The following is a 23,240-nucleotide window of genomic DNA, read 5'->3' as shown; positions in this document are numbered from 1 at the left end:
TTCTGTCCGGCGGTGGCACACTACCCATAGTGTCCAGCGCCGCTGTCCACAGGCGAATTGGCCGGATTTGTGCGGTGGAAAAGCTGGGGATGACGCGATGTCGTCGGTTGGCTGAACGCTTGCTGCGCGCGTTGTGATGGCGGCTTTGGAAAGGTCACAGTGCGGTGCAGCACACCATCGAATTTCAGGCCGCAATTGCAACGAATTGGAAATATGTGGCTCCTAATTTAGCGCTCGATTTGTGTGGAATGACCTCCATGCCCGGCCGAGATGGTCACCTGCCAGGATGGCGGGTTTGTATGGAGCGCGTTGATGTCGATTGCCAATCTGTCCATTCTGAAGAAGGTGAGCCTCGTCGTCGTCCTGATGGGCGTGGCGGCGGCGGCCATCGCCACCGTCGGCGCCCAGGGCCTGTCGTCGCTCGGTGCGGCGCTCAAAGACACGGGCGCCCGCGAGGAAGTGGCCCGTGAAGCCATGGACCTGCGCGTGGATATCATTGCCATCTCGCGCATGACCTACCAGCTGGCGCTGTCGCCGGAAAAGGCGGCCGACTTTGCCGCCGAGACCGACAAGCGCTCGAGCGAGATGTTGGCGCGCCTGCCGAAGATCGCGTCCACCGCCAACGCCACGGAAAGCCAGCTGCTCGACAAGATCAAGGGCACGCTGGACGCCTATTTCACCCAGATCCGCGCCATGGTCGCGGTTGCCGGTTCGGATGCCGGCAAGGACCCGGCGGTGATGAAGGCCGAGCTTGCCAAGGCGCTCGATGCCCAGAAGGTGGTGACCTCGGCAGTCAAGGAATATTCGACGCTGTCGGCCACCACGCTCACCGCATCGCGTGACAATGCGCTTGCCGCCTCCAGCTTCACCATGCTGGTGCAGATCGTCACCGCCGCCGTCTGCATTATCGCCGGTGTCGCCGTCAGCTTCGTGCTCGCCCGTCGTGGCATCGTCAATCCGATCCGCAGCCTGACCGCCGTGATGTCGGACATGGCCGCCGGCCGTCGTCCCGACAGCATCCGCGGCACCGAGCGCAAGGACGAGATCGGCGAAATGGCCCGCGCTCTCGAAGTCTTCCGTGTCAATGAAGAGCATATGCGCGCCATGGAAGCGCAGGAAGCGGCACTCACCGCCCAGAGCAAGGACCTGCAGTCCTCGATCAGCGTCATCGTGGCCTCTGCTGCCGCCGGCGATTTCTCGCAGCGGATTTCGAAGACCTATGACGATGCCGACCTGCAGCGTTTTGCCGGCTCGGTCAACGAACTGGTGGCCAATGTCGACCGTGGCATCACCGAAGTGCGTCGCGTCATTGCAGCACTCGCCGATGCCGACCTGACCCACGAAATGCAGGGCCAGTTCCAGGGCGCCTTTGCCGAACTCCAGGGCAATGTGAACCAGACCATGGCGGTGCTGCGCCAGACGATGCAGAACATTCTGACGGCGGCCGGCACCATCACCGGCAATTCCGGCGAACTGTCCTCGGCTGCCAACCAGCTGGCCCGTCGCACCGAACAGCAGGCCGCATCCCTCGAAGAGACGGCGGCGGCGCTTGAAGAGATCACCACGACGGTCAAGACTTCGACGCAGCGCGCCAACGAAGCCTCGCAGATGGTCCGCGAGACCAAGGACAGTGCCGGCAAGTCGGGCGACATCGTCCGCAACGCCATCGACGCCATGGGCCGCATCGAGCAGTCCTCGAGCAAGATCAGCCAGATCATTTCTGTCATCGACGAGATCGCCTTCCAGACCAACCTTCTGGCGCTGAATGCCGGCGTCGAAGCAGCGCGTGCCGGTGAAGCCGGTCGTGGTTTCGCCGTCGTTGCCCAGGAAGTCCGCGAACTGGCGCAGCGTTCGGCGAATGCCGCCAAGGAGATCAAGACCCTGATCAACACCTCGGCCGAAGAGGTGAAGGGAGGCGTCTCGCTGGTGCTGTCGACCGGCGATGCGCTGCGCGAGATCGAGGCGCTCGTCAACCGCGTCAACGACCATGTGGTGACCATTGCCCGTGCGGCCGAGGAACAGTCGGCAGCGCTCGGCGAGATCAACACCTCGGTCAACCACATGGACCAGATGACCCAGCAGAACGCCGCCATGGTGGAAGAGACGACCGCATCCAGCCAGGTCCTCGCCGGCGAGGCCCGCCAGCTCCAGGCCCAGCTTGCCCGCTTCCAGCTCGGCGGCCAGACGGGCTCCGGCAGCTACCGCACGGCGGCCTGAGACAATTCGGTAATTCCATAAATAAGAAAGGCGCTGCAGCAATGCGGCGCCTTTTGCGTTTGCGGGGCGAAACGGGCAAGGTGGCCAGACAGTCTCTTGGCATGGCGCGGGGTTGCCCGGCGCCGGCCAATCCGCCAGTCATTGTTGAAGGAGGGTGCATGCATCTGTTGATATTGGGCGCGACCGGCCTCGTCGGCGGTCAGGTTCTGTCGCTGGCGCTCGCTGACCCGCGCGTGACGGCCGTGACTGCCCCGACGCGTCGCCCGCTAATGTCGCGGGAGGGCCTTTCCGCGCCGACGCTGGATTTCGAACAGCTGCCGCAGGACCCGGCGATCTGGGCGGTGGATGCGGTCATCTGCGCGCTCGGCACGACGCTGAAGACCGCCGGATCGCGCGAGCGCTTTCACCGTGTCGACCACGACTATCCGGTCGAGAGCGCGAGGCTGGCCAAGGCCCATGGCGCACGCACCTTCGTCCTCAACTCGGCAAAGGGGGCGGATGTGAAATCGCTGTTCTTCTACAGCCGGGTCAAGGGCGAGACGGAGCGGGACATTCTGGCGCTTGAGTTCGAGCGCACCGTGCTGGTCCGGCCGGGTCTGATCGATGGGCCGCGTCCGGAGCCGCGGCCGATGGAGCAATGGGCGGGCAAGATACTCAAGGTTCTGAAGCCGCTTCTGCCGGGTACGCTTCAGGCGAACCGGCCGGAGACCATTGCCCGTGCCATGCTGGAGGCGGCGGTATCGGCGCCGGCGGGCGTGACCATCATTCCGTCGCAGGACCTTTTGTAAAGGGCGCTGCGACGGCTTCGGTCGGGTTTGTCCGGTGTCAGCTGAAGCGGCCGAGCGGCAAATGTCGCGTCACATCGCCGACTTCAGGCGTCTTGATGCGCCGGTAACGCGCCTCGACGAAGTTGTAGAGACCGAAAGCGGCCAGGCCGAGCGCGACCACCGCATAGATGACGCCGCCGAAGGGGAGCGCGTGGACCCAGGCAAGCGCGTCCGCCATGCCGCCGGCCTGTTCCGGATCGACGGTGAAGGCGGCGTAGAGGAAGAAGACCCCGATGATGCCGAAGACCGCACCCCGCGCGACGAGGCCGTAAATCGAGATCAGCACCGCCGGCGTGTTCTTCTCGGCGTCGAGTTCCAGATAGCGACCGAAGCTGCGCTTGATGCCCTTCAGGGCGGTGACAACGCCGCCGATGACGAAGCCGAGACCGATCAGGCCGGCGAGATAGCGGCCGAAGGGCTGGGCCATGACCCAGGCGGCAAGGCCCTGTTCACCGCCGGAGCCGCCACCGCCCGACATCTGCAGCGCCATGGTGAAGCTGGTGACGGCAAGGCCGGCATAGGTGACCGCACTGCCGAAGAGGGCGGCGCGGATGGCATAACCTTTCATGTCGTCATCCTGGCCATCCGCATTGGCGAGCGACTGCGCGAGGCGCCAGATGACGAAGCCGGCAAGCCCGAGCCCGATCAGGCCGATCCAGATCCGTCCGAACGGCTGCTGCAGGATGGCGTCCAACGCGCCGCGCGTATCGGCCTTGCCGCCGCCCAGGCTTGAAAACAGGGCAAGGCCCGCAACGAGCAGAAAGACGATGCCGCGTGCGCCATAGCCGGCCCGCGCCATCAGATGAAATTTCGATCGGGTGTTCATGAAAAGCCTCTCCTGGTGTGGAGAGGAAACGGAGGAGAGGGGGCGGGGTTCCCCGCATCATCCGTGTTCCTGCCCGGCTTGTTCCGGAACCGAAGCCCCGGCGACGGGTTACCCTAGGAGGCAAGCAGCACGGGAGTATCGGATGGCGACGGAACCGGAAAATGGCGAGACCCAGCGGCCCCGCGACACCGATTACGCTGCCCAGTCCGACAGCGGCGCCAAGCCCGGCTTTGTGCTCTCGGCCTGGTCGCTCGTTCTTGGGGGGATCGCCCTTTTGTTGATCATCAGCAGCCTGCTGGTTATTTGACGCTCCCCCGTCACACTTTGCCCCGGAAATGAATCCTCAACCATATGGTTGACAATTGGATTTGTTGCGCTCATGTTCAACCACATGGTTGAATTATCTGCGCACCCCCTCGATACGATCTTTCACGCGCTGGGCGATGATACCCGCCGTCGGATGCTCGCAGCCCTGTCCGATGGCGAGCGCAGCGTCGGCGAACTGGCGGAGCCCTTTGCCATGTCGCTGGCGGCGGCCTCCAAGCACATCAAGGTGCTGGAGACGGCGGGCCTGATTCGGCGTGAAGTGAAAGGTCGCACCCATCTCTGCCGGCTGGAGCCGGGGCCGCTTGCCGGTGCCCACCAGTGGCTGAGCGCCTACGAGCACTTCTGGACCGGCCGGCTGGATGTCCTCGAGCGGATCCTGCGCGCGCAGGACGCCGCATCTTCCCCTCATGATGACACGGATGGAGAGAGACGATGACGCAACGACTGGACGTGAATGCTTACGGGCGGCTCGCCGAGCCGCAGACTTTGGTGATCGAACGCTTGCTGCCCGGCCCAGCCTCGCGGATCTGGGGCTACCTGACCGACAGCGACCTGCGGCGGCAATGGCTGGCCTCGGGTGCCATGGAAGAGAAGGCCGGGTCCGCCTTCGAACTGGTCTGGCGCAATGACGAACTGACCGATCCGCCGGGCATGCGTCCCGAAGACTTCGGCGAGGAAATGCGGATGAAGAGCCGCGTGCTGGAACTGCAGAAGGACAAGCGGCTGGTCTTCACCTGGGGCGAGAGCGGCGAGGTCTGCTTCGACCTGCGGCCCGAAGGCGACGAGGTGCTGCTGACGGTGACGCATCGCCGGATTTCCGACCGCGCCAACCTGCTGATGGTCGGCGCCGGCTGGCATATGCATCTCGACATTCTCCAGGCCAAGGTCAGAGGTGGTCGGACAGAGCCTTTCTGGGATGGCTGGCTGAAGCTCAAGGGCGACTACGACAAGCGGCTGCCGGCCTGATCAAAGATGCCCCCAAATGATGAGAGCCTCCCCGGTGACGGGGAGGCTCATCTGTTTTGTGTTTTGCAAGGGGACGATCCACTCAGGGCTGGGCTGGTGTCGCGGGTGCCGGGGCATCCTGCACCGCACCCTCAGGGTCCGTTGCCGGCACATCGGTCTGCGGCGGCGTCGTGGACGGCGGGGCGAGTGTGCCATTGCCGGGATCGGCCGGTGTCGCCGGGGTCGGTGCGACGGCCGGATCCTCTGCCGGGGCGACGCCGGGTGTCGTGGCCGGGGACGAGCCTGTGCCGCCGGTCTCGGTGCCGTCCGCTGCAGCGGGTGCAGCCGTGGCGGCCGGTGCATTCGGCGGCATCTGGTCGGTGCTCAAAGGTTCGGCAAGTGGCGTGGCGCCGGTGGCGGCAACCCGCCAGACGGTGTTGCCGGCATCGTCTGCGACGAGAAGCGCGCCGGTGCCGTCGAAACCGAGACCGACCGGGCGGCCGCGGGCCTCTTCGTCGGCATTCAGGAAGCCCGTGACGATATCCTGCGGATCACCCGAGGGTTTGCCGTTTTCGAAGGGCACGAAGAGCACTTTATAGCCGTTGAAATGGTCGCGGTTCCAGCTGCCGCGATTGCCGACAAAAGCGCCGTTGGCATAAGGCTCCGGCAGGCCCATGCCATAGGAGAAGGCAAGGCCCAGCGCCGCCACATGGCTGGACAGCGCATAATCCGGCTTGATCGCCTGTTCGACCATGTCAGGGCGCGGCGGATGCAGGCGCGCATCGACATGCTGGCCATAATAGCTCCAGGGCCAGCCATAGAAGGCGCGGTCCTTCACAGAGGTCATGTAGTCGGGCACCAGATTCGGGCCGAGCTCGTCGCGCTCGTTGACCACGGTCCAGAGCGCACCGCTTTCCGGGTTGAAGGTGAGGCCATTGGGATTGCGCAGGCCCGACGCATAGATGCGCGAGGCGCCGCTTTCGCGGTCGATCTGCCAGATGGCGGCACGCCCCTTTTCCGCCTCCAGCCCGCGTTCGCCGGCATTGGAATTGGAGCCGACGGAGGCATAGAGAAAACGGCCGTCGGGGCTGAGCGCCAGATCCTTCGTCCAGTGGTGGTTGATCGGGCCGCCGGGAAGGGGCGTCACGACGCGCGGCGGCGTGGTGATCTCGGTCTGGCCGAGCGTGTAGTCGTAAGCGAGCACGGCGTCGGCGGCAGCGACATAAAGCGTGTCGTCGGCAAAGGCGAGGCCGAAGGGGGAGTTGAGATCGGTGAGAAGATCATGACGTTCATCGACAGTGCCGTTGCGGTCGGTGTCGCGCAAAAGCGTGATCAGGTTGGTCGGCTTGGCCTCGCCACCACCACCGCCCGATGCGATGCCCATGATGAAGTCCCGGATCACGTCCTTCGGCCGCTCCACGGGTTTGCCCGGAGGCGCCTTGCTCTGCACGACGAGCACATCGCCATTCGGCAGGGTGTGGACCGTGCGCGGATTGGAAAGATCGCGGGCATAGGCGGTGACGGTGAAGCCGTCCGCCACGGCGGGCGTCTCGTCTTCACCCCAGCCGACGACCGGCGCCACCTTGAGGTCGGGGACGAGGCTCTGGCTCGGTTCCGGCAGCACCGGATCCGGGCCGATCTGGCTGGAGATGTCGAAGCTGTCGTCGCTGTCGCTGCAGCCGGCAAGGGCCAGCACGATCAGGGCGCTGGAGGCAAGCGCGGTTCGACGGAGCGGGCGGCGCAATCGCGGGGACGTTGATGTCATGGGATCCTCCAGGCATTGGCGGTACGGGTTCCGGCGGTGAGGTAGACGCTGGCGATCATCGCAAGCAGCGTGACGGCCGAGGCGATCAGCCCGGCGGGCACGATGGCGGTCCAGCCGTCGCCGGCATGAATGAAGCTGTTGAGGGTGCCGAGCAGAAGCACGCCGATATAGACGACGACGGCGGCAAGCGGCGGACGCAGCGCCCGCGTGGCGGGGCGGACGAGATCGATGAGGCCGGCGATCAGCGAGATCGCGCCGACGATCAGGCCGAAGAACAGCAGCCAGTCGGAAAAATTGCTCCACATCAGGTTCGAGGTCCGCCAGTAGAGAATGTCCGTGAGGAGGACGAGTGTGAAGCAGACGAAGGGAAAGGGGACGAACAGCGCCGAAAACGGATAGGCGTTCGACGCGGCGGGGGGAGATTGTAGAGCCATGGGGATCTCAGCCTGTCTGGAGGTGGGACATGGCTGTCATACGGATGGAGGGGGTGGTTTGTTCCCTCACAAAACCTGTGATGGCGACGTGAACGCGCAGATCAGCTGTCTGTGGCACGCGTCCCCAAAAGAAAAGGCCGCCCGAAGGCGGCCGATCCGGATGTCTGAACGTGTCGAAATTAACCTTTGGAGCCCTTGGCGATTGGTTCCTGATAGGTGAAGCCCATGTCCCAGGGGAAGTAGATCCAGGTGTCCTGGGAGACTTCGGTCACGAAGGTGTCGATGGTGGGCACGCCCTTCGGCTTGGCATAGACGCAGGCGAAATGGGCCTTCGGCATCATTTCGCGCACTTCGAGCGCCGTCTTGCCGGTGTCGGTCAGATCGTCGACGACCAGCACGCCTTCGCCGCCATTGGTCAAGAGATCGGCCGTCACGCCTTTCAGGACGTTCATGTCGCCCTGGTTGACGTAGTCGTGATAGGAGGCGATGCAGACCGTTTCGATCAGGCGGATATTCAGTTCACGCGAGATGATCGCCGCCGGCACGAGGCCGCCACGGGTGATGCAGACGATCGCGCGGAATTCCTGGTTCATGCCGGCAAGGCGCCAGGCGAGCGCCCGGGCGTCGCGGTGGAACTGGTCCCAGGAGACGGGAAAGGCTTTATCGGGAAGAGACATTCGGGAGGGCTCCGGTGCGGCGTCAGGGAAAGCCACTCCATAATCCAGTTCTTCTGGCATGAAAATCGCCAGAGACCTGAAATCACCTCGATTCACAGCCCGAAGCGGCGTCTTTACGGCGTTTTTTGAAGGACGTTGCCGGCTTGGATCACGGATTGCCTGCCCCGGAGCGGTTCTGCGCCAGGATGAAGGCCGAGATCGTGGAGAGCGCTGCGGGAGCATAGGCCCGGCGTCCTTCGACCAGGAAGCGGACGATGCGGGTCGCCGGCCAGTCGGATGTGAGTTGCGCATTGTAGGCATCGGCCTTCAGCAATCCATGCGTTGCGTTTGCCACCAGCACGACACTGCTTCCGGCCCGACCGGCAAGCACGGTTCGATAGATCTGGGAATCGCCCTTCGCATCCACATTCAGGTCATCTTCGCCCCAGATCGCCAGGAGCGGAATATCGAGCGCGTGCAGGTCCTGCCTTGCATCGGCATGGAGATTGCGCTGGATGAAGGCGTAGCGGGCAGGGGTGAGACCCGTGCGCCTGATGGTTTCCTCGCCTGCCTCAGGGCCGAAATTGGCAGCGTCTTGCACCGCCTGCGCGTCCGCCGCCCGTTCGGCGGCGCTGCGGTCCATACCCTCCCGCAGATTTCGGGTGATCCCGAAATAGCGGCCCTGGTCCAGCCAGGAAACCGCAGGCCCGGCCAGAACGAGAAAATCGGCTTGCGGCGCGCGCAGCTTCGGCAGCACCCATCCGGCCTGGGAAAAGCCGAGAGCGCCGGTTGCGAGACCCGGGAGCCGCTGCCGCAAGGCTGCAAGTGCTGCTGTCGTCTCGTCGGCGCGATCCTGCATGGATTGCGCCAGCCAGTCGCCGGACGACCCGCCAAGGCCCGGCTTGTCCCAGGAGGCGACAGCGATATTGGCATCCAGCAGGCTGTTGATCAACGGCGCATAGCCGTTGTCGGAGGTTCGGTTCTGCGGGCCGTCGCCATGCACCAGCACCACGGCGGACTGCGGCGGCTGATCGGGAAGCCACAAGGTGCCGGAGAGGTGTGTCGTACCATTCGAAAAATCGAAAGCCTCGAACGTACGACGGTCGAGATCCTGGTCGAGCAGCCCGCGCAGCGAAAAAGCCGCAAGGGCGACCAGAAGGAAGAGCGCGGTTATGAGAAGAGTGCGGCGGGAAGTCAGGCGGAACATGGGAAACGCGGCGGCCAGTGTAAAGAGGGGGACAGAAGGCTGAAGACGAAAGTCGCCGGCCAAGGTCCTATCACGTCATAGGAAGAAGGCACGCCGGCGGCGCAGTGACCGACGTGCCGTATTGCGGTTGGTCGAGAGGCTACGGCTCAACGCGACAGAAGCGTCAGTGCCGTCATCGAGTCGAGCAGCGTGCGGGTCACGCCACCGAACAGCATTTCCCACCACCGTTTGTTGCCATAGGCGCCCATGACCAGGAGATCAATGGAGCTGTCCGACAGGCGGTTCTCGATGGCCATGGCCGGGTCGAGCCCGCTCTTCTGCTGGCTGGTGACGGAGACCTTGATGCCGTGGCGGGCGAGCGTGGCGGCAATCTCGACGCCGGCCATATCGGCCGATTGCGCGGCGGTGTCGACCGCATCGACGGTGAAGATCTCGACTTCATCGGCCGCCTTCAGGAAGGGCAGGGCGTCGAAGGTGGCGCGGGCAGCCTCACGCGAGCCGTTCCACGCGATCAGCACCCGGCGGATCGGCTTCGGCGCGGCCAGGATATGCGGGATGAGCAGGACGGGCCGGCCGCTTTCAAAGAGGAAGCTCTCCAGTTCCGATCGGCTCTCCGACAGCAGACCGGTTTCCCCCTGGGCGGCGATGACGAGATCGGCGCTGCGCGCGCTGTCGATCAGGGCCGCCGAGTTGAAGCCCGAGGACGTGACGAAGCTGCGCCATTCATGCGAGAGACCTTCGCGGCGGGAGATGTCGCGGAACAGCGTTTCGACGGCCTCTGTCTCGCGGTGTGCCATGTCCTGAAGCGCCTGCACCGTGACGGGGTCTGGAATTTCCATCGGTGCGACCAGCGGCACCATGGCGACGGCCTCGGCATGGGCGCCGATCACGTGACCTTGAAACTGATTGGCGAGGGCCACCGCGAAATCGGTGACCTGGCGCGTGGTTTTCGGGGTGTCCAATATGGCAAGAAGTGTCCGGTAACCCATGATCGTCTCCTTTCGCGGCCCTTAAATCGCGTCCGCATGGGTTAACTATGGGGTCCCATGCGGAGTTCCGCCTTGACCTCGGTCAAGGCGGGAGCGGGTGAGGCAGGGGTTCAGGCGACCTCGCCGGTGCCGAGGTCGCGGGTCAGCGCTGCATCCTTCTCCAGGCGGATCGCCTCGATCATCGCCTCCACATCGGCCGCGGCGGCATCGACGAGCCCCTGGTCGCGGGCGCGCACGATCAGTTCGGTGGAGAATCGGATGCCGTCGAAATGCGGATAGGAGCCGATCGATGTCTGCGGATGCGCCTTCTGGATGATGCCGAGCGCAGTCCCGATATCGCCTTCGCCGAAGGGGCAGGCGATCGAGCGGGAGAGGACGCGCTGCCCGGCGGGAAGCGAGGCGACGACATGGGCGAGCATGGCCTGGAACACCTGCGGCACGCCCGCCATCACATGCACATTGCCGATGATGAAGCCGGGCGCAGTCGAGACCGGGTTCGGGATGTGGCGGCTGCCTTCGGGCATGCGCGCCATGCGCTGGCGGGCCTCGGTGAATTCCAGCCCGCGGCCGGCATACATGTCGCCGAGCAGTTTCATGGCGTCGGGATCGTGCAGGCAGGGCACGCCGAAGGCTTTCGAGACGGCATCCGCCGTGATGTCGTCATGGGTTGGACCGATGCCGCCCGAGGTGAAGACATAGGTGTAGCGGGCGCGAAGGGCATTCAGAGCCTCGACGATCGCCTCCTCCTCGTCCGCGACGATGCGGACCTCCTTGAGATCGATGCCGGCGACGGTCAGGAGATCGGCGAGGTGGCCGATATTCTTGTCCTTGGTGCGGCCGGACAGGAGTTCGTCGCCGATGGCGAGCATCGCGGCGGTCTTGATCGTGGAAGTCATGAACGGGTCCTATGGAATGGGCAGACAGGTGCGGCGGGAGGTTACCGTTTTGTGTCTGCGAAGAGAAGTAAAGGCCATCATTGATTGAACACTGCGTTCGTGCGCGCGTGACTGGTCGAGACGACGGAATGCGCTACATGTGGCACATCCATCACGCGGCGTGGCCGCAGCTTCATAAAGGGAGATACGACATGGCAAAGGTACTGGTTCTCTATTATTCGGCTTACGGTCATATCGAGACCATGGCTTATGCCGTCGCGGAAGGCGCAAAGTCGGCCGGCGCCGACGTTACCGTCAAGCGCGTTCCTGAACTGGTTCCGGAAGATGTCGCCAAGGCTTCCTACTACAAGGTCGACCAGAAGGCCGAGATCGCCGACCCGAATGAACTTGACCAGTACGACGCCATCATCGTCGGCGCCGGCACGCGTTACGGCACGGTTGCGTCGCAGATGCGCAACTTCTGGGATCAGACCGGCGGCCTCTGGGCGCAGGGCAAGCTGACCGGCAAGCTCGGCTCGATGTTCACCTCGACCGCGACCCAGCATGGCGGCCAGGAAACCACCATCATGGGCTTCATCCCGACCTTCCTGCATCACGGCATGGTCTATGCCGGCCTTCCCTATGCCTTCCAGGGCCAGATGGGTGTCGAGCAGGTCAAGGGCGGCTCGCCCTACGGCGCTTCCACGATCACCGACGGCGACGGCTCGCGCCAGCCGTCCGACATCGAACTGGAAGCCGCCAAGTTCCAGGGCGCCCATGTCGCCAAGCTGGCCGCCAAGCTCGCCTGATTTCGGCGAAGGCGATCACGGATGAAGGGCGGGGCTTCGGCTCCGCCCTTTTTTGTTTTTTTCTACGATATTTAAAATGCAAGTATTTGATTTTAAATATCGTTCAGCCCGAAATGCGATCCTGTGACCATTGAACAGAGACAGGATTGTGTCATGCCGGAAACAGAGAGGCGACGAGAGCCCCGTTTGCGCGCCCTGAAGGCGGGACGCGCGGTTTTGGCGGGCGGTCGATCCACCTTCGACTGCATGGTGCGCAACCTCTCGCCGATTGGCGCCAAGGTGGTCTTCGAGAGCACGGCGGACATTCCCCCGCGCTTCAGCCTGCGCTTCCAGGACGGCACCGCCCATGACTGCGCCGTCAAATGGCGCACGCAGCGCGAAATGGGTGTCGAATTCGTCGAAGCCAAGACAGGCTGAGACACGGCCCCGGTGAGCCAGCCATGTCGCCGCAAACGCACATGCCACCCATTGCAGACAGACATCGCCGTACCGCGTGACCCGTTTCGACCCTTGACGCCTTCGCGCAACTGGATGAAACAGGACGCGCATGCGGACGTGGCGAAACTGGTAGACGCAAGGGACTTAAAATCCCTCACCTCAGGGTATACGGGTTCGACCCCCGTCGTCCGCACCAAGACATCGGGCCAGCGGCAAACGCAGAACCCCTAAGATTTCTTCTCCACCAGCGTGAACGGCAGTTCGAAGGGGACCGAGCGTTCGGCGGCGACGTCGTTGATCGTGTAGCGCAGGATATAGGCGCCGGGGGCAGCGCCTGAGACGTCGAGGGTGAGGTGGGTATAGACCTCCTGCGCCGGCGAATGGGCGGTGAAGGTGAAATTGCCGAACTCCTTCTGCAGCGCGAGCGTCTTGCCCTTGTCGTCGGAGAGTTCGAGGTCGACGGTGAAATGCGCCTGGTGGCGGTCACCCTCGACGGGCTGCCATTGCAGGCCGAGCACCTCGACATAGGCAAGAAGCGATTCGCCCGCTTCGAAGATCGGCTCCTTCTTGGCGGTGTAGGCGCGGTAGGCGGTGGGTGTTTCCGTGACGAAGAGCGCGCGCGGGACCGACAGCGGCAGGCTGGCGGTAAAGCGCGCCATGCCGGCATGGATCGCCTCGAAGGCGCCGGAGGAATCACCGGCGGCAGCCTTGCGCTCGGCTTCGGCTGCGGCATCCAGCAGCGGGCCGGCATGAAGCGGCGGCGGTTCGAGAACCGCCAGAGAGCCGACAAACGCCGCCCCGAGCAGGGCGGGCCGCAGACAGACGCGCCAGAGGCGGCGTGCTGAGATCTTGGAACGCATGTGATTCTCGTCCTCCATCGCCATGTGTGGCGAGTGTGGGAAGATCCACCCTTTGCCGTCAAGCGCAACGTCGCGACGTTCGCAGCGTCCTGGGGAGCCGTTGCCGAGGGGTGACGGCTTCAAGGCCGGGACGGTTGAGGCTCCGCTGTCAGGACTTCCAGAAGATCGGCACCAGCAGCACCAGCATGGTCAGGACTTCCAGGCGGCCAAGCAGCATGGCGAGCGACAGGATCAGCAGTTCCGGGTCCTGCATCATCGAGAAATTGCCGACCGGGCCGATCAGGGGGCCGATGCCGGGACCGACATTCGACAGCGCCGTGATGACCGAGGACGTGGCGGTCGCGAATTCATAGCCGGCGAGCGCCATGGCCATCGAGCCGATCGCCCAGATGAAGATATAGGCGCTGAAGAACAGGAAGACGGCGCGCTGGGTGTCGGCATCGACGATCTGGTTGCCGTAGCGCACTGAATAGACCGCGTTCGGATAGATCAGCCGTTTCAGCCCGCTGACGATGATGTTGAACAGGATGACGAAGCGATAGGCCTTGATGCCACCGGCGGTCGAGCCGGAACAGCCGCCCATGAAGGTGGCGAAGAAGGCGGCGGCGACCGCAAACGGCCCCCAGAGCGTGTAGTCTTCGCTGGCAAAACCCGTCGTCGACAGGATCGAGGAGAAGTTGAAGAAGGAATGGGTGAGCGCGACCGGAAGGGCGATGCCGTTCTGCAGATGATTGTAAAGGCCGGCGGCCAAGGCAAAGGCGAAGATGTAACCGAGGAAGACGAGGATCTGCGGGTCGCGTAGCGCATCCAGCCGGCCCTTCACCACGAGCACGATCAGGATCGAGAAGGGAAGGCTGCAGAGCGTCATGAAGAAGGTCGAGATCCACAGGATCGTCAGGCTGTCGAAATGGGCGAACGAGGTGTCGTGATTGCCGAAGCCGGCCGTCGCGACGGTCGAGAAGGCATGCACGATCGCGTCGAAATGGCTCATGCCGGCGATGTCATAGGAAACGATGCAGGCGAAGGTGATGGCGACATAGACGGCCATGAAGGCGCGAGTGAAGGTGGCGATCCGGGCAAACGGCTTGTCGCCGATATCGGAGGATTCCATCTTGAAGAAGGAGACGCCGCCGACGCGCAGGAAGGGCAGGACGAAGAGGCCGAGCGCCACGATGCCGATGCCGCCGAGCCAGGCGAGCAGGCCGCGCCACATCAGGATCCCGCGTGACAGGGTGTCGAGGCCGGAAATGACGGTGGAGCCGGTCGTGGTGATGCCGGAGATCGATTCGAACAGCGCCTGGGCAAAGGTGAGGTCGAGGTTCGAGAAATAGAGCGGGATGGCGCCGACCACGGAGAACACGGCCCACAAGACATTGACCAGCAGAAAGCCCATGCGCTTGGTGAAGGCCGGCGGCGGTCCGCGTGTCGCCATGGCCGCCGTCAGCGACAGGCCGCCGACGAGGGCCGCAGACACCGTGAAGACGGACCAGTCGTCCGAACCGTAATAGAGATCCACCATGGCGGGGATCAGCATGGCTGTCGAAAGATAAAGCCCGCAGAGCGCGGCGATATAGACGACGGAACGGAACAGAGTGGCGTTCAAGGAATGTCTTCCGTTGGTTGGCAGTGCAAAGAGGCTTTGTCTCTGCCGGGTGTCTATGCCATAGCGGGACACGGTTCAGAATTCAACGGAGAGACGCGGTGAGGCCCAAGGAAGTCGACGACGCGCTGCAGGCGATGCGCGGTCTTTTTGCCGAAACGCCGCTGCAGTTCAATGATCATCTGAGCGCGCGTTACGGAGCGAATGTCTATCTGAAGCGCGAGGACCTGACGCCTGTCCGGTCCTACAAGATCCGCGGCGCCTTCAACTTCCTGCGCAAGATCGTGGCTGACAGCCCGAAGGACACGACCTTCGTCTGCGCCTCCGCCGGCAACCATGCCCAGGGTTTTGCCTATGTCTGCCGCCATTTCGGCGTCGAGGGCGTGGTCTTCATGCCGGTGACGACGCCGCAGCAGAAGATCGACAAGACCCGCACCTTCGGCGGCGAATTCATCACCATCCGCCTGGTCGGCGACATCTTCGACCAGTGCTATGCCGCCGCCCGCGACCATGTCGAGGCGATCGGCGGTTATATGGTGCCGCCCTTCGACCATCCCGATATCATCGAGGGCCAGGCGACGGTGGCGGCCGAGATCGTGCAGCAACTGCCCGAGGGCGTGACGCCGGATCTCATGGTGATGCCGGTTGGCGGTGGCGGACTGTCCTCGGGCATGACGGGGTATCTGGCAAAACGTCTGCCGGCCGATGCCATGGTCTTCTGCGAGCCGGCCGGCGCGCCCAGCCTGCGCCGCAGCCTGGAGGCGGGCGACGTCGTGACGCTGCCAAAGGTGGACAACTTTGTCGACGGTGCCGCCGTTGCCCGCATCGGCGACCACAATTTTGCGGCTCTCAAGCACTTCCGCCCCGAGCAGGTGGTGATCGTGCCGGAGAACGCGATCTGCGTAACCATGACCGAAATGCTGAATGTCGAGGGTGTGGTGCTGGAGCCGGCCGGTGCGCTATCGCTGGCAGCGCTTGACCTTCTGCCGCCGGAAGAGATTGCCGGCAAGACGATCGTGGCCGTCGTCTCCGGTGGCAACTTCGATTTCGACCGCCTGCCGGATGTGAAGGAGCGCGCCATGCGCTATTCCGGCTTGAAGAAGTATTTCATCCTGCGCCTGCCGCAGCGTCCAGGCGCGCTGCGCGACTTCCTCAATCTGCTCGGGCCCGAAGACGATATCGCCCGCTTCGAATATCTGAAGAAGTCCGCCCGCAATTTCGGCTCGATCCTGATCGGCATCGAAACGGGTCATCGGGACAATTTTGCCGGCCTGTTTGCCCGTTTCGAGGCGGCAGGTCTCGGCTTCGAGGACATCACCGATAATGAGATCCTGGCCAACCTGATCATCTGATCAGGGGGAAGTCTTCCCGAATCCCCTGTCTGCCGAGCCAGTCGAGGATCGCTCTAGCGATAGGGTCGGTGGTGGCTGGCGAATAGGTGTCGCCGGCAATCACATGATTGTTGGCGTCTCCGGTCGTGCCGGGGTCGAAGCTCTCATGCGGTGCGCCCCAACGGGTGGCGATCGCAGCCGTCAGGTCCGGCCTCACGACCAGATCCCTGGGCGAATAGACGAAAAAGGCCGGCACCTTGATGTCCTCGACCGGCGTGAAGGCGGCGAGCCGCACGGCCTCGGCCATCGGGATGAGGGCCTCGACGGGATAATCTGTCGTCCAGTTGTGGGCATTCAGCGCATTGACGGGCTCGAAGCCGCGCCGGGCGCCGATCACCAGATGGGCGATCTCTTTCGCAAAGGGGCCGGTCAGCAGAAAGCTGCCGGACGCCTGGATGCCGTAATTGGGCGACAGCAGGACCGTGGCCGCGACAGTCTCAGAAAGGCCGGGCCGGGCAAGGGCCCAGGTGACGAGCGAGGCGCCGGTCGAGGTCGCGATCACCACGACCCGGTCGCCCAGCAGGCGGCCGATGGCAAGAGCCTCTTCGAGATCGGCCGTCCAGTCACCGAGCACCGGCCGGCCAAGCGCGTCGGGGTCCTCCAGTCCGTGGCCGGCAAGCCGCGTGAAGAACAGGTTGGCGCCGAGCGCTGCCGCCACGCGGTCGGGCAGGGGGCGCAGTTCGGCCGGCGAAGCGGAAAAGCCGTGCACATAGACGACGGAGAGGGCGGTCCGGCCCGGATGGAGCGGATCAGCCCAGACGACCTGCTTGGCGAGACCCTTGCGGATCGAACCCGCCTTGTCCTCTTCACCGGCGATGAAGGCTTGAACCGATGTGATGTCGACACCGGCGGGCAGTGGCGACCTGCGCTCCAGCGCGAGATCGGGTGGCCGCCGATAGATGAGGGCGAGCGCAAGCGCTGCAATGACGACGATGGCGATCAACAGTCCCATGGCGACCCGCATTTCGAATGCCCCCCGGCCCCTCCAGGCCGACCGTGACCTTATCAGGACGGTGTCGCGATGGAAGTCGTCGCAGCCGGATGGCTTCCACCTGGCTCGGTGATGAGCATGGCGTCGGTCCCCGATTGCAGAGGTTGGGGGATGCCCGGCGAGTTTCGAAGAAAGGATCCACTTTGAATGCAAATCGGCCCCCGAGACCAGGAGAGCCGCCGGGCCCGAATCCTCTGGGATGACGGCGTGGGGATCGACGCAGGCTATTGCGATTTCCAGTGCATGCCAGCGGTGACCGAACGTCTTTCGTTCGGCCACCGGCCATGCTAGGGAAAATGCATGTCTATTCTGTCACGCATCCTCTCTATGTTCACGGGCGGCCCTTCGGGCGTCGCTCAAGCCCCCGCAGCCGAACCCGAGGCCTACAAGGATTGCCTGATCCATGCAGCGCCGATCGCCGAAGGCAGTCAGTATCGCCTGGCCGGGCGAATTGAGCGCGAAATCGACGGAAAGCTGCTTGAGCGCAGCTTCATTCGCGCCGATGTGTTCAGCTCCCGCGACGATGCCATGGAAGGCACCTTCCGCAAGGCGCGACAGATCATCGATCAGAATGGGCCGTCCCTGTTTGGCGATGGTGCGGACAAGCGCAGCGTCTGACGCCAGTTTTTCCGGTTTTCGCTGACGGCGTGACGATGACAGGACCGTCTAGATGACGCCTGGCCGTAGGCGCGTGCAGGTGCGCGCGCGCAGGTTCTGACCCGAGCATCTCTATAAAAACGAAACGACCGGCGGGAGGACCGCCGGTCGTTTGCGCATTGCGGGCGGTGGATCAGGCGGCGAGTGCCAGTTCGGCGACCTTGGCATGGGCGGCGGCAACGGCCTTTTCAGCCGCTTCCGGACCATAGGCGACGCCTTCGACATACACCGTCTCGACCAGTTCGATGCCGAGGAAGCCGAGAACCGTCTTCAGGTAGGGCTCGGCATGGTTCATCGGGGCGCCGGGGCCGGAAGAATAGATGCCGCCGGCGGCGAGCACGAGATAGGCCTTCTTGCCCTTGGCAAGACCGACCGGACCGTTTTCGGTGTAGGTGAAGGTGAGGCCGGCGCGGGCAACGTGGTCGATCCAGGACTTCAGCGACGAGTAGATGTTGAAGTTGATCAGGCCGGTGCCGATGACGATCGTGTCGGCAGCCATCAGTTCTTCGACAAGCTTGTCGGACAGCGCGACGGCTTGCGACTCTTCGGCCGTGCGGTCATCGGCCGGCTTGCGGATGGCGGCGGTGAAGGTGCCGTCGACATGGTCGAGCTGGGTTTCGACGAGGTCACGCCGAACGAGCTTGGCTCCGGCAGATGCGGCGAACTTTTCGGCCAGTTCCGTTGCAATGGCATTGGACAAAGATTCCGAGCCGCGCGGGCTGGAGGTGACGAGCAGGATGGACGACATGTGCAATTCCTCGAATGATGGAGGGCCCTTGGGAGCAGGCCAGCCATGCATCTAGACCCGGCGACGCATCGATGAAACTGTGATAATATAGATTGGTCATATCGAATAACTGGATGGATGATCGCCGCGCCATGGATGCCAATCCCACCCTCGACCAGCTTCAGGTCTTTCTGGCCGTTGCCGATGCCGGCAGCTTTTCGGCCGCCGCACGGATCCTCAACCGTGCCCAGTCCGTGGTGAGCTACACGATCGGCAATCTCGAGAGCCAGCTGGGTGTGACGCTCTTCGACCGGACCGGCACGCGTCAGCCAAGGCTGACGGACGAGGGCAGGGCGATGTTGACCGATGCCCGGCGGATCGTCGGCGATTTGCAGGTGATGCGCGCCAAGGTCCGCAGCATGCGCCAGGGGCTGGAGGCGGAACTGTCGATCGCCATCAGCGTGCTTGTGCCAACCGATGCACTCCTCGCAGTGCTTCGTGACTTCCAGCGGCAGTTCCCCTCCGTCTCATTGCGCCTGGAGGTTGGCGAACTTGGACGGCTGGTGGAACTGGTCTTGAGCGGCAAGGCGACGATCGGGATCGGCGGGGCGCCGACCCGCCAGGACGACACGCTGATTGTCGATCGCATCGGCCATAATTTCCTCCTTCCGGCGGCCGCAGCCGGCCATCCGCTGGCGGCCCGCCAGGGCACGCTGTCGCTGCAGGACGTGCGGGAGGAGACGCAGATCGTTGTCAGCGACGCCTCCGATCTCACCTCGGGTCGCGACTTCAATGTGCTTTCCTTCAAGACCTGGCGGGTGAGCGACATGGCCACCAAGCATCAGCTGATCCGGGGCGGTCTTGGCTGGGGCGGACTGCCGGTCTCGATCATCCGCGATGATCTCGCCAAGGGCCGTATCGTGCAGCTCGACCTGCCGGCCTATGAACAGGGATCTTACAATCTCTATGCCATTCGCCGGACCGATAATCCGCCGGGTCCGGCCGGCACATGGCTGGTCCGCGCCTTCGAGGACCGGTTGTCGAATTGCCCTGCGGATCTCGCCGCCCCACCGCTTGCGAAAGTGGTTTAGGGAATCGATTCAATGTCTTGAATCGATTCCACACTTGGGGCCGAAACAGCAAAGATCCTGTCGCGTCAGAGCGTCAATCGGAACTTCGCAAAGCCGTCTGCGCCATCGCCGGCATCCTCGATCTTGGCCCCCTTGAAATCGGCCAAATGCTCGCGCGCCCTGGGTCCGGTCTCGAAGGTGACGGAGGTGTCGCCGATCGGGGCGAAGGACCAGTTGCCGTCGGCGGACGGGTTGATCGTGCCCTGCTCGACGATGTAGCGCACGATGATGTCGCGATTGGTGTCCGGCCCGACGAAGATGACCTTGTCGGAGGCGATCTCGGGGAACTTGCCGCCGCCGCCGGCCCGGTAGTTGTTGGTGGCCACCACGAAGGTCTGACCCGGGTCGATCGGCTTGCCATCGAATTGCAGGTTGACGATGCGGCTCGATTCCGGATGCACGACCACGCCGTCCTTGTCGTAACGCGCGGGCTTGGTCAGATCGATCTGGTAGGTGACGCCGTCGATCACGTCGTAATTGTAGGACGGGAAATCGGGATTGATCAGGGGGACGTCTTTCGCCCCCTTCTCGATCTGGTTGAAGATGCCGGCCGACATTTCCAGCCAGTTCTTCACCTGCTCGCCGGTGATCGCCACCGCCTGGATGGTGTTCGGATAGAGATAGAGGTCGGCGACATTCTTGATCGCGATGTCGCCGGCCGGGACATCGGTGAAATAGTCGGCGCCGCCGCGCCCGCCGGCCTTGAACGGGGCGGCGGCCGAAAGCACGGGAAGATCCTTGTGCGGCCCGTCCTTCAGCATCTGGCGGATATACCAGGACTGGGCGATCGAGACGATCTGGATCGACGGATCGTCCGCAACCAGGGCGAAATACGAATAGAGCGGGGCCGAGGTCTTGCCGACGGGCGTGCGCACATAGTCGAGCGTCGCCTGATGCTCGGCCGCGACCGAGGCGACGACTTCCGCCTTGTCCTTGACGTCCGCCACGATCTTGCGCTTGTCGTCGCGGTGATAGATCGGCCGGGCCTCGCAGGTGAAGTCGACGATCTTCCAGCGCGATCCGTCCTTTTCGAGAAGCAGATCGATCAGGCCCATGTGGGATCCCCAGAAGCCGGCCATGACGGCGGGCTTGCCGAGCAGCGTGCCACGGGCGGCATCGGCGCCAGGGACGTTCTCGAAATCCTTCGGCCCAGGAAAGACGAGGTGCTGGTGGCCGGTGAAGATCGCATCGATCCCTTCGACACCGGCGAGATACAGCGAGGCGTTTTCCATGCCTTCCGCCTCGCCATGGCCATCGATGCCGGAATGGGAAAGCGCAATGACGATGTCGGCACCGTCCTCCTTCATCTGCGGCACCCAGGCGCGCGCCGCCTGCAGGATGTCGCGCGTCATCGCCTTGCCTTCGAGGTTCTTTGCATCCCACAGCATGATCTGCGGCGGCACGAAGCCGATGAAACCGACCTTGATCGGGCTCGTTGCCCCCGAGCCGTCGCGGATCTGCTTTTCGATGATGTGGTAGGGCTTGAAATAGAGCGGGTCCTGCTTCGGGTCGGAAGCGAGCTGGCCCTTGGTCAGGTTGGCGCAGACGAAGGGAAATTGCGCACCGGCCAGCGTGTTGAACATGAATTCGAGGCCGTAGTTGAACTCGTGATTGCCGAGCGTGCCGCAATCATAGCCGAGAACGTTCATGGCCTTGATGACAGGATGCACATCGCCGGGCTTCATGCCCTTCTGATAGGCCATGTAATCGCCCATCGGATTGCCCTGCAGGAAGTCGCCATTGTCGATCAGCATGGAATTGCCGGCCTCGGCGCGGATGGCATCGATGATCGATGCGGTGCGGGCAAGCCCCATCGTGTCGTTCGGCTTGTCGGCATAATAGTCGTAGGGCATCACATTGACATGGATGTCCGTCGTTTCCATCAGTCTCAGATGCGCCTGATTGCCCGCAGCGCGCGCCGCGAACGGATGAAGCGCCACCAGGGTGGCGGTGGCTGCGATGCCTCCGAGAAAGGAGCGGCGGCTGAAGGGGTGAAGATCGACCAATGAGGGCATGTCATGTCTCCCGGCGATGGACAGGTGCTGAAAGCGACCGATGTTAGGTCGCTTTCTCGACAGTTGCACCTGCAAAATGACAGGGGTGAGACGTGACCGCGATGTCGTCAGGATGGTTGGAGGTTTTTCGGGTCGCGGTGGAAATTGCGGAAATAGGCGGTGATCTGCGCCACCATATTGCTGGTCTGCTCGAATTCCAGGCCCATCTTGCCGGCCCTGTACCAGCGCACGCTGCATTCGACATGCCCGAGTTCCGGACAGGTGAGGATGACGGTGCTGCCGCGTTTCGCCTCGATCCAGCCATGCAGTTGCACCGCCATGCCGGTTCTTGAAATGTCGATGATGCGGCAATCGAGTTTTTGCGTGAGGAATTGCAGGGTGGCGCGGATATGGCACCGGATGCGCTGCGCGCGCCGGCCGTCGGCGCTTTGTTGAATGGCAAGCATGAAAATCTGCGCTCCATGAAAAACAAGGAAAGAAACGCAGAAAACCTCGGCCGGGCGCCTTAACGGCGACTGACCAAGGTCGTTAAGATGCCGTGCAATGCCCCGGCATATTTCGGGTATTGGAGGGTCTTATCCCCCCGTTTACCGTAAAACGGTGGGGATCAGGGCAGACGCGATCTTAGCGGGTCAGGACCGGGCGCACTTCCTGATGAAAGTTGCGGAAATAGGCCGCAATCTTCGCAAGCGAATTGCTGTTGGGTTTGAACATGACGCCGAGGCGTCCGCCATAATTCCAGCGCACCACACCCTCGAGCAGGCCGATGTCGTCGTTTTCGATCACGACTGAACTGCCCGCTGCCGCATGCAGCTTGCCCGACAGTTCCAGCGCCAGACCGGTGCGGGATATGTTGATCACCCGCCCGTTCGCCTCCTGCTGGAGGTGCCGGACCTTGCTGTCCATGCGAACGCGGCTGCGAGGAGACTTTCTAACATCCATGGCGAGATTGTTGGTCATTGCACGATCCTGACGAAAGATGATCAGGTGACACTACCAACCATGCGTAAGGGCAGGCTAAATCAAATCATTAGAATTTTCGGGACATTCCCTAAAGTCCCACATTGGGGCGTTCGATGATTTCGCGCAGCGCGAAACTCGAATTGATCTTGACCACATGCGGCAGGGCCGAGAGCCAGTCGCGGTGAATGCGCTCATAGTCTTCGAGATCCTTGGCGGCGACCCTGAGGATATAGTCATATTCGCCAGACATCAGGTAGCAGACGAGCACATTGGGACAGCGTTTGACGGCCGCTTCGAACTCGGTCAGCGTTTTGGCGAACTGGCCGGACAGCGAGATATGGACGATGACCATCATCTTGTAGTCGATGGCCTTGTGGGCGAGGCGGGCGTGATAGCCGCTGATGACGCCTGACTTTTCCAGCATGTCGTGCCGACGCGAGCAGGCGGAAGGCGACAGTCCGACCTTCTCCGCCAGCTCCGCATTGGTCATGCGGCCATTCTCCTGCAGTGCCTTCAGAATGGCACGATCAATGGCATCGAGTTCCGCCATTCGCAGCTTTCCCCATTTTTGGGCTTCCTGACGCAAGAAGC

25 protein-coding genes and 1 tRNA gene are annotated in these 23,240 nt (G+C 63.3%); 11 read left to right on the top strand and 15 right to left on the bottom strand.

From position 1 onward, the window contains the following. Positions 1–312: 312 nt before the first annotated feature. Positions 313–2,217: a methyl-accepting chemotaxis protein gene (locus DFO46_RS09090; protein WP_120277077.1), complete on the top strand. Its 1,905-nt coding sequence runs from the start codon at positions 313–315 to the stop codon at positions 2,215–2,217. 158 nt (positions 2,218–2,375) lie between these two features. Next, on the top strand, positions 2,376–3,005 hold the full coding sequence (locus DFO46_RS09085; protein ID WP_120277076.1) for an NAD(P)H-binding protein: 630 nt from the start codon (positions 2,376–2,378) through the stop codon (positions 3,003–3,005). A 37-nt stretch (positions 3,006–3,042) separates the two neighbouring features. Here the strand turns inward: DFO46_RS09085 and DFO46_RS09080 are convergent, their stop codons facing one another. Then, positions 3,043–3,870, bottom strand: coding sequence for a DUF1206 domain-containing protein (locus tag DFO46_RS09080; protein ID WP_120277075.1), 828 nt, complete (start codon positions 3,868–3,870; stop codon positions 3,043–3,045). Positions 3,871–4,012: 142 nt separating this feature from the next. Here DFO46_RS09080 and DFO46_RS23875 point away from each other — a divergent pair, with 142 nt between their 5' ends. From DFO46_RS23875 to DFO46_RS09070, 3 genes are all read left to right on the top strand, one after another. After that, a complete protein-coding gene (locus DFO46_RS23875) occupies positions 4,013–4,177 on the top strand; it encodes a hypothetical protein (protein ID WP_165826339.1) in 165 nt (54 codons plus the stop codon). Between the two features lie 84 nt (positions 4,178–4,261). Then, positions 4,262–4,633, top strand: coding sequence for a metalloregulator ArsR/SmtB family transcription factor (locus DFO46_RS09075; RefSeq protein ID WP_110793292.1), 372 nt, complete (start codon positions 4,262–4,264; stop codon positions 4,631–4,633). Further along, complete coding sequence (locus DFO46_RS09070; protein WP_120277074.1) at positions 4,630–5,163, top strand: SRPBCC family protein; 534 nt, start codon at positions 4,630–4,632, stop codon at positions 5,161–5,163. The genes DFO46_RS09075 and DFO46_RS09070 overlap by 4 nt, the downstream gene beginning before the upstream one ends. An 82-nt stretch (positions 5,164–5,245) precedes the next feature. Here DFO46_RS09070 and DFO46_RS09065 read toward each other — a convergent pair whose 3' ends face one another. From DFO46_RS09065 to DFO46_RS09040, 6 genes are all read right to left on the bottom strand, one after another. After that, the gene (locus DFO46_RS09065; protein WP_120277073.1) at positions 5,246–6,907 is read right to left on the bottom strand and encodes a sorbosone dehydrogenase family protein; all 1,662 of its coding nucleotides are present in this window, start codon (positions 6,905–6,907) and stop codon (positions 5,246–5,248) included. After that, entirely contained in the window at positions 6,904–7,341 is a 438-nt protein-coding gene (locus DFO46_RS09060; protein WP_120277072.1) for a DUF2231 domain-containing protein, read from the bottom strand. Before DFO46_RS09060 ends, DFO46_RS09065 begins: the two co-directional genes overlap by 4 nt. Positions 7,342–7,520: 179 nt before the next feature. Further along, entirely contained in the window at positions 7,521–8,018 is a 498-nt protein-coding gene (gene gpt, locus DFO46_RS09055) for a xanthine phosphoribosyltransferase (RefSeq protein WP_110793217.1), read from the bottom strand. Between the two features lie 148 nt (positions 8,019–8,166). After that, the gene (locus DFO46_RS09050; RefSeq protein WP_120278195.1) at positions 8,167–9,204 is read right to left on the bottom strand and encodes an alpha/beta hydrolase; all 1,038 of its coding nucleotides are present in this window, start codon (positions 9,202–9,204) and stop codon (positions 8,167–8,169) included. Positions 9,205–9,350: 146 nt separating this feature from the next. Then, positions 9,351–10,193, bottom strand: a complete 843-nt coding sequence (locus DFO46_RS09045; protein WP_120277071.1) for a universal stress protein — start codon at positions 10,191–10,193, stop codon at positions 9,351–9,353. Between the two features lie 110 nt (positions 10,194–10,303). Beyond that, a complete protein-coding gene (locus tag DFO46_RS09040; RefSeq protein WP_110793214.1) occupies positions 10,304–11,089 on the bottom strand; it encodes a competence/damage-inducible protein A in 786 nt (261 codons plus the stop codon). 191 nt (positions 11,090–11,280) lie between these two features. Here DFO46_RS09040 and wrbA point away from each other — a divergent pair, with 191 nt between their 5' ends. From wrbA to DFO46_RS09025, 3 genes are all read left to right on the top strand, one after another. After that, positions 11,281–11,877 carry an NAD(P)H:quinone oxidoreductase gene (gene wrbA, locus DFO46_RS09035; RefSeq protein ID WP_110793213.1) on the top strand — a complete coding sequence of 199 codons (597 nt, stop codon included), beginning with the start codon at positions 11,281–11,283 and terminating at the stop codon, positions 11,875–11,877. Positions 11,878–12,030: 153 nt separating this feature from the next. Continuing rightward, complete coding sequence (locus DFO46_RS09030) at positions 12,031–12,294, top strand: PilZ domain-containing protein (RefSeq protein WP_110793212.1); 264 nt, start codon at positions 12,031–12,033, stop codon at positions 12,292–12,294. Between the two features lie 132 nt (positions 12,295–12,426). Beyond that, positions 12,427–12,511: transfer RNA gene (locus tag DFO46_RS09025), tRNA-Leu, on the top strand. Positions 12,512–12,542: 31 nt separating this feature from the next. Here the strand turns inward: DFO46_RS09025 and DFO46_RS09020 are convergent. Both DFO46_RS09020 and DFO46_RS09015 read right to left on the bottom strand, forming a co-directional pair. Beyond that, positions 12,543–13,175, bottom strand: a complete 633-nt coding sequence (locus tag DFO46_RS09020) for a hypothetical protein (protein ID WP_245408974.1) — start codon at positions 13,173–13,175, stop codon at positions 12,543–12,545. Between the two features lie 148 nt (positions 13,176–13,323). Further along, on the bottom strand, positions 13,324–14,778 hold the full coding sequence (locus DFO46_RS09015; protein WP_120277070.1) for a TrkH family potassium uptake protein: 1,455 nt from the start codon (positions 14,776–14,778) through the stop codon (positions 13,324–13,326). Between the two features lie 98 nt (positions 14,779–14,876). On the opposite strand from DFO46_RS09015, the gene ilvA reads away from it, so the two are divergent. Next, positions 14,877–16,127 carry a threonine ammonia-lyase gene (gene ilvA, locus DFO46_RS09010; protein WP_120277069.1) on the top strand — a complete coding sequence of 417 codons (1,251 nt, stop codon included), beginning with the start codon at positions 14,877–14,879 and terminating at the stop codon, positions 16,125–16,127. Here the strand turns inward: ilvA and DFO46_RS09005 are convergent. Then, a complete protein-coding gene (locus DFO46_RS09005) occupies positions 16,120–17,130 on the bottom strand; it encodes an alpha/beta hydrolase (protein ID WP_120277068.1) in 1,011 nt (336 codons plus the stop codon). The genes ilvA and DFO46_RS09005 overlap by 8 nt on opposite strands. A 327-nt stretch (positions 17,131–17,457) precedes the next feature. Here DFO46_RS09005 and DFO46_RS09000 point away from each other — a divergent pair, with 327 nt between their 5' ends. Then, positions 17,458–17,775 carry an HlyU family transcriptional regulator gene (locus DFO46_RS09000; protein WP_110793208.1) on the top strand — a complete coding sequence of 106 codons (318 nt, stop codon included), beginning with the start codon at positions 17,458–17,460 and terminating at the stop codon, positions 17,773–17,775. 172 nt (positions 17,776–17,947) lie between these two features. Here the strand turns inward: DFO46_RS09000 and DFO46_RS08995 are convergent, their stop codons facing one another. Beyond that, entirely contained in the window at positions 17,948–18,562 is a 615-nt protein-coding gene (locus DFO46_RS08995) for an FMN-dependent NADH-azoreductase (protein WP_110793207.1), read from the bottom strand. A gap of 131 nt (positions 18,563–18,693) precedes the next feature. Between DFO46_RS08995 and DFO46_RS08990 the strand changes: the two genes are divergently transcribed. Further along, entirely contained in the window at positions 18,694–19,632 is a 939-nt protein-coding gene (locus DFO46_RS08990) for a LysR family transcriptional regulator (protein ID WP_110793290.1), read from the top strand. Between the two features lie 65 nt (positions 19,633–19,697). Here DFO46_RS08990 and DFO46_RS08985 read toward each other — a convergent pair whose 3' ends face one another. The 4 genes from DFO46_RS08985 to DFO46_RS08970 all read right to left on the bottom strand — a co-directional run bounded on the left by DFO46_RS08985 (position 19,698) and on the right by DFO46_RS08970 (position 23,199). Further along, entirely contained in the window at positions 19,698–21,686 is a 1,989-nt protein-coding gene (locus DFO46_RS08985; protein ID WP_120277067.1) for a bifunctional 2',3'-cyclic-nucleotide 2'-phosphodiesterase/3'-nucleotidase, read from the bottom strand. 107 nt (positions 21,687–21,793) lie between these two features. After that, positions 21,794–22,132, bottom strand: coding sequence for a PilZ domain-containing protein (locus tag DFO46_RS08980; protein ID WP_120277066.1), 339 nt, complete (start codon positions 22,130–22,132; stop codon positions 21,794–21,796). Between the two features lie 178 nt (positions 22,133–22,310). After that, on the bottom strand, positions 22,311–22,646 hold the full coding sequence (locus DFO46_RS08975; RefSeq protein ID WP_110793204.1) for a PilZ domain-containing protein: 336 nt from the start codon (positions 22,644–22,646) through the stop codon (positions 22,311–22,313). Between the two features lie 91 nt (positions 22,647–22,737). Further along, a complete protein-coding gene (locus tag DFO46_RS08970) occupies positions 22,738–23,199 on the bottom strand; it encodes an Lrp/AsnC family transcriptional regulator (protein ID WP_110793203.1) in 462 nt (153 codons plus the stop codon). Between the last annotated feature and the right edge of the window lie 41 nt (positions 23,200–23,240).

It is taken from the genome of Rhizobium sp. AG855 (assembly GCF_003610655.1).
In the GTDB taxonomy this organism is placed as follows: domain Bacteria; phylum Pseudomonadota; class Alphaproteobacteria; order Rhizobiales; family Rhizobiaceae; genus Allorhizobium; species Allorhizobium wuzhouense.
Note: the sequence above shows the minus strand (reverse complement) of the source record. Positions and strands in the feature narration are given on the sequence as shown.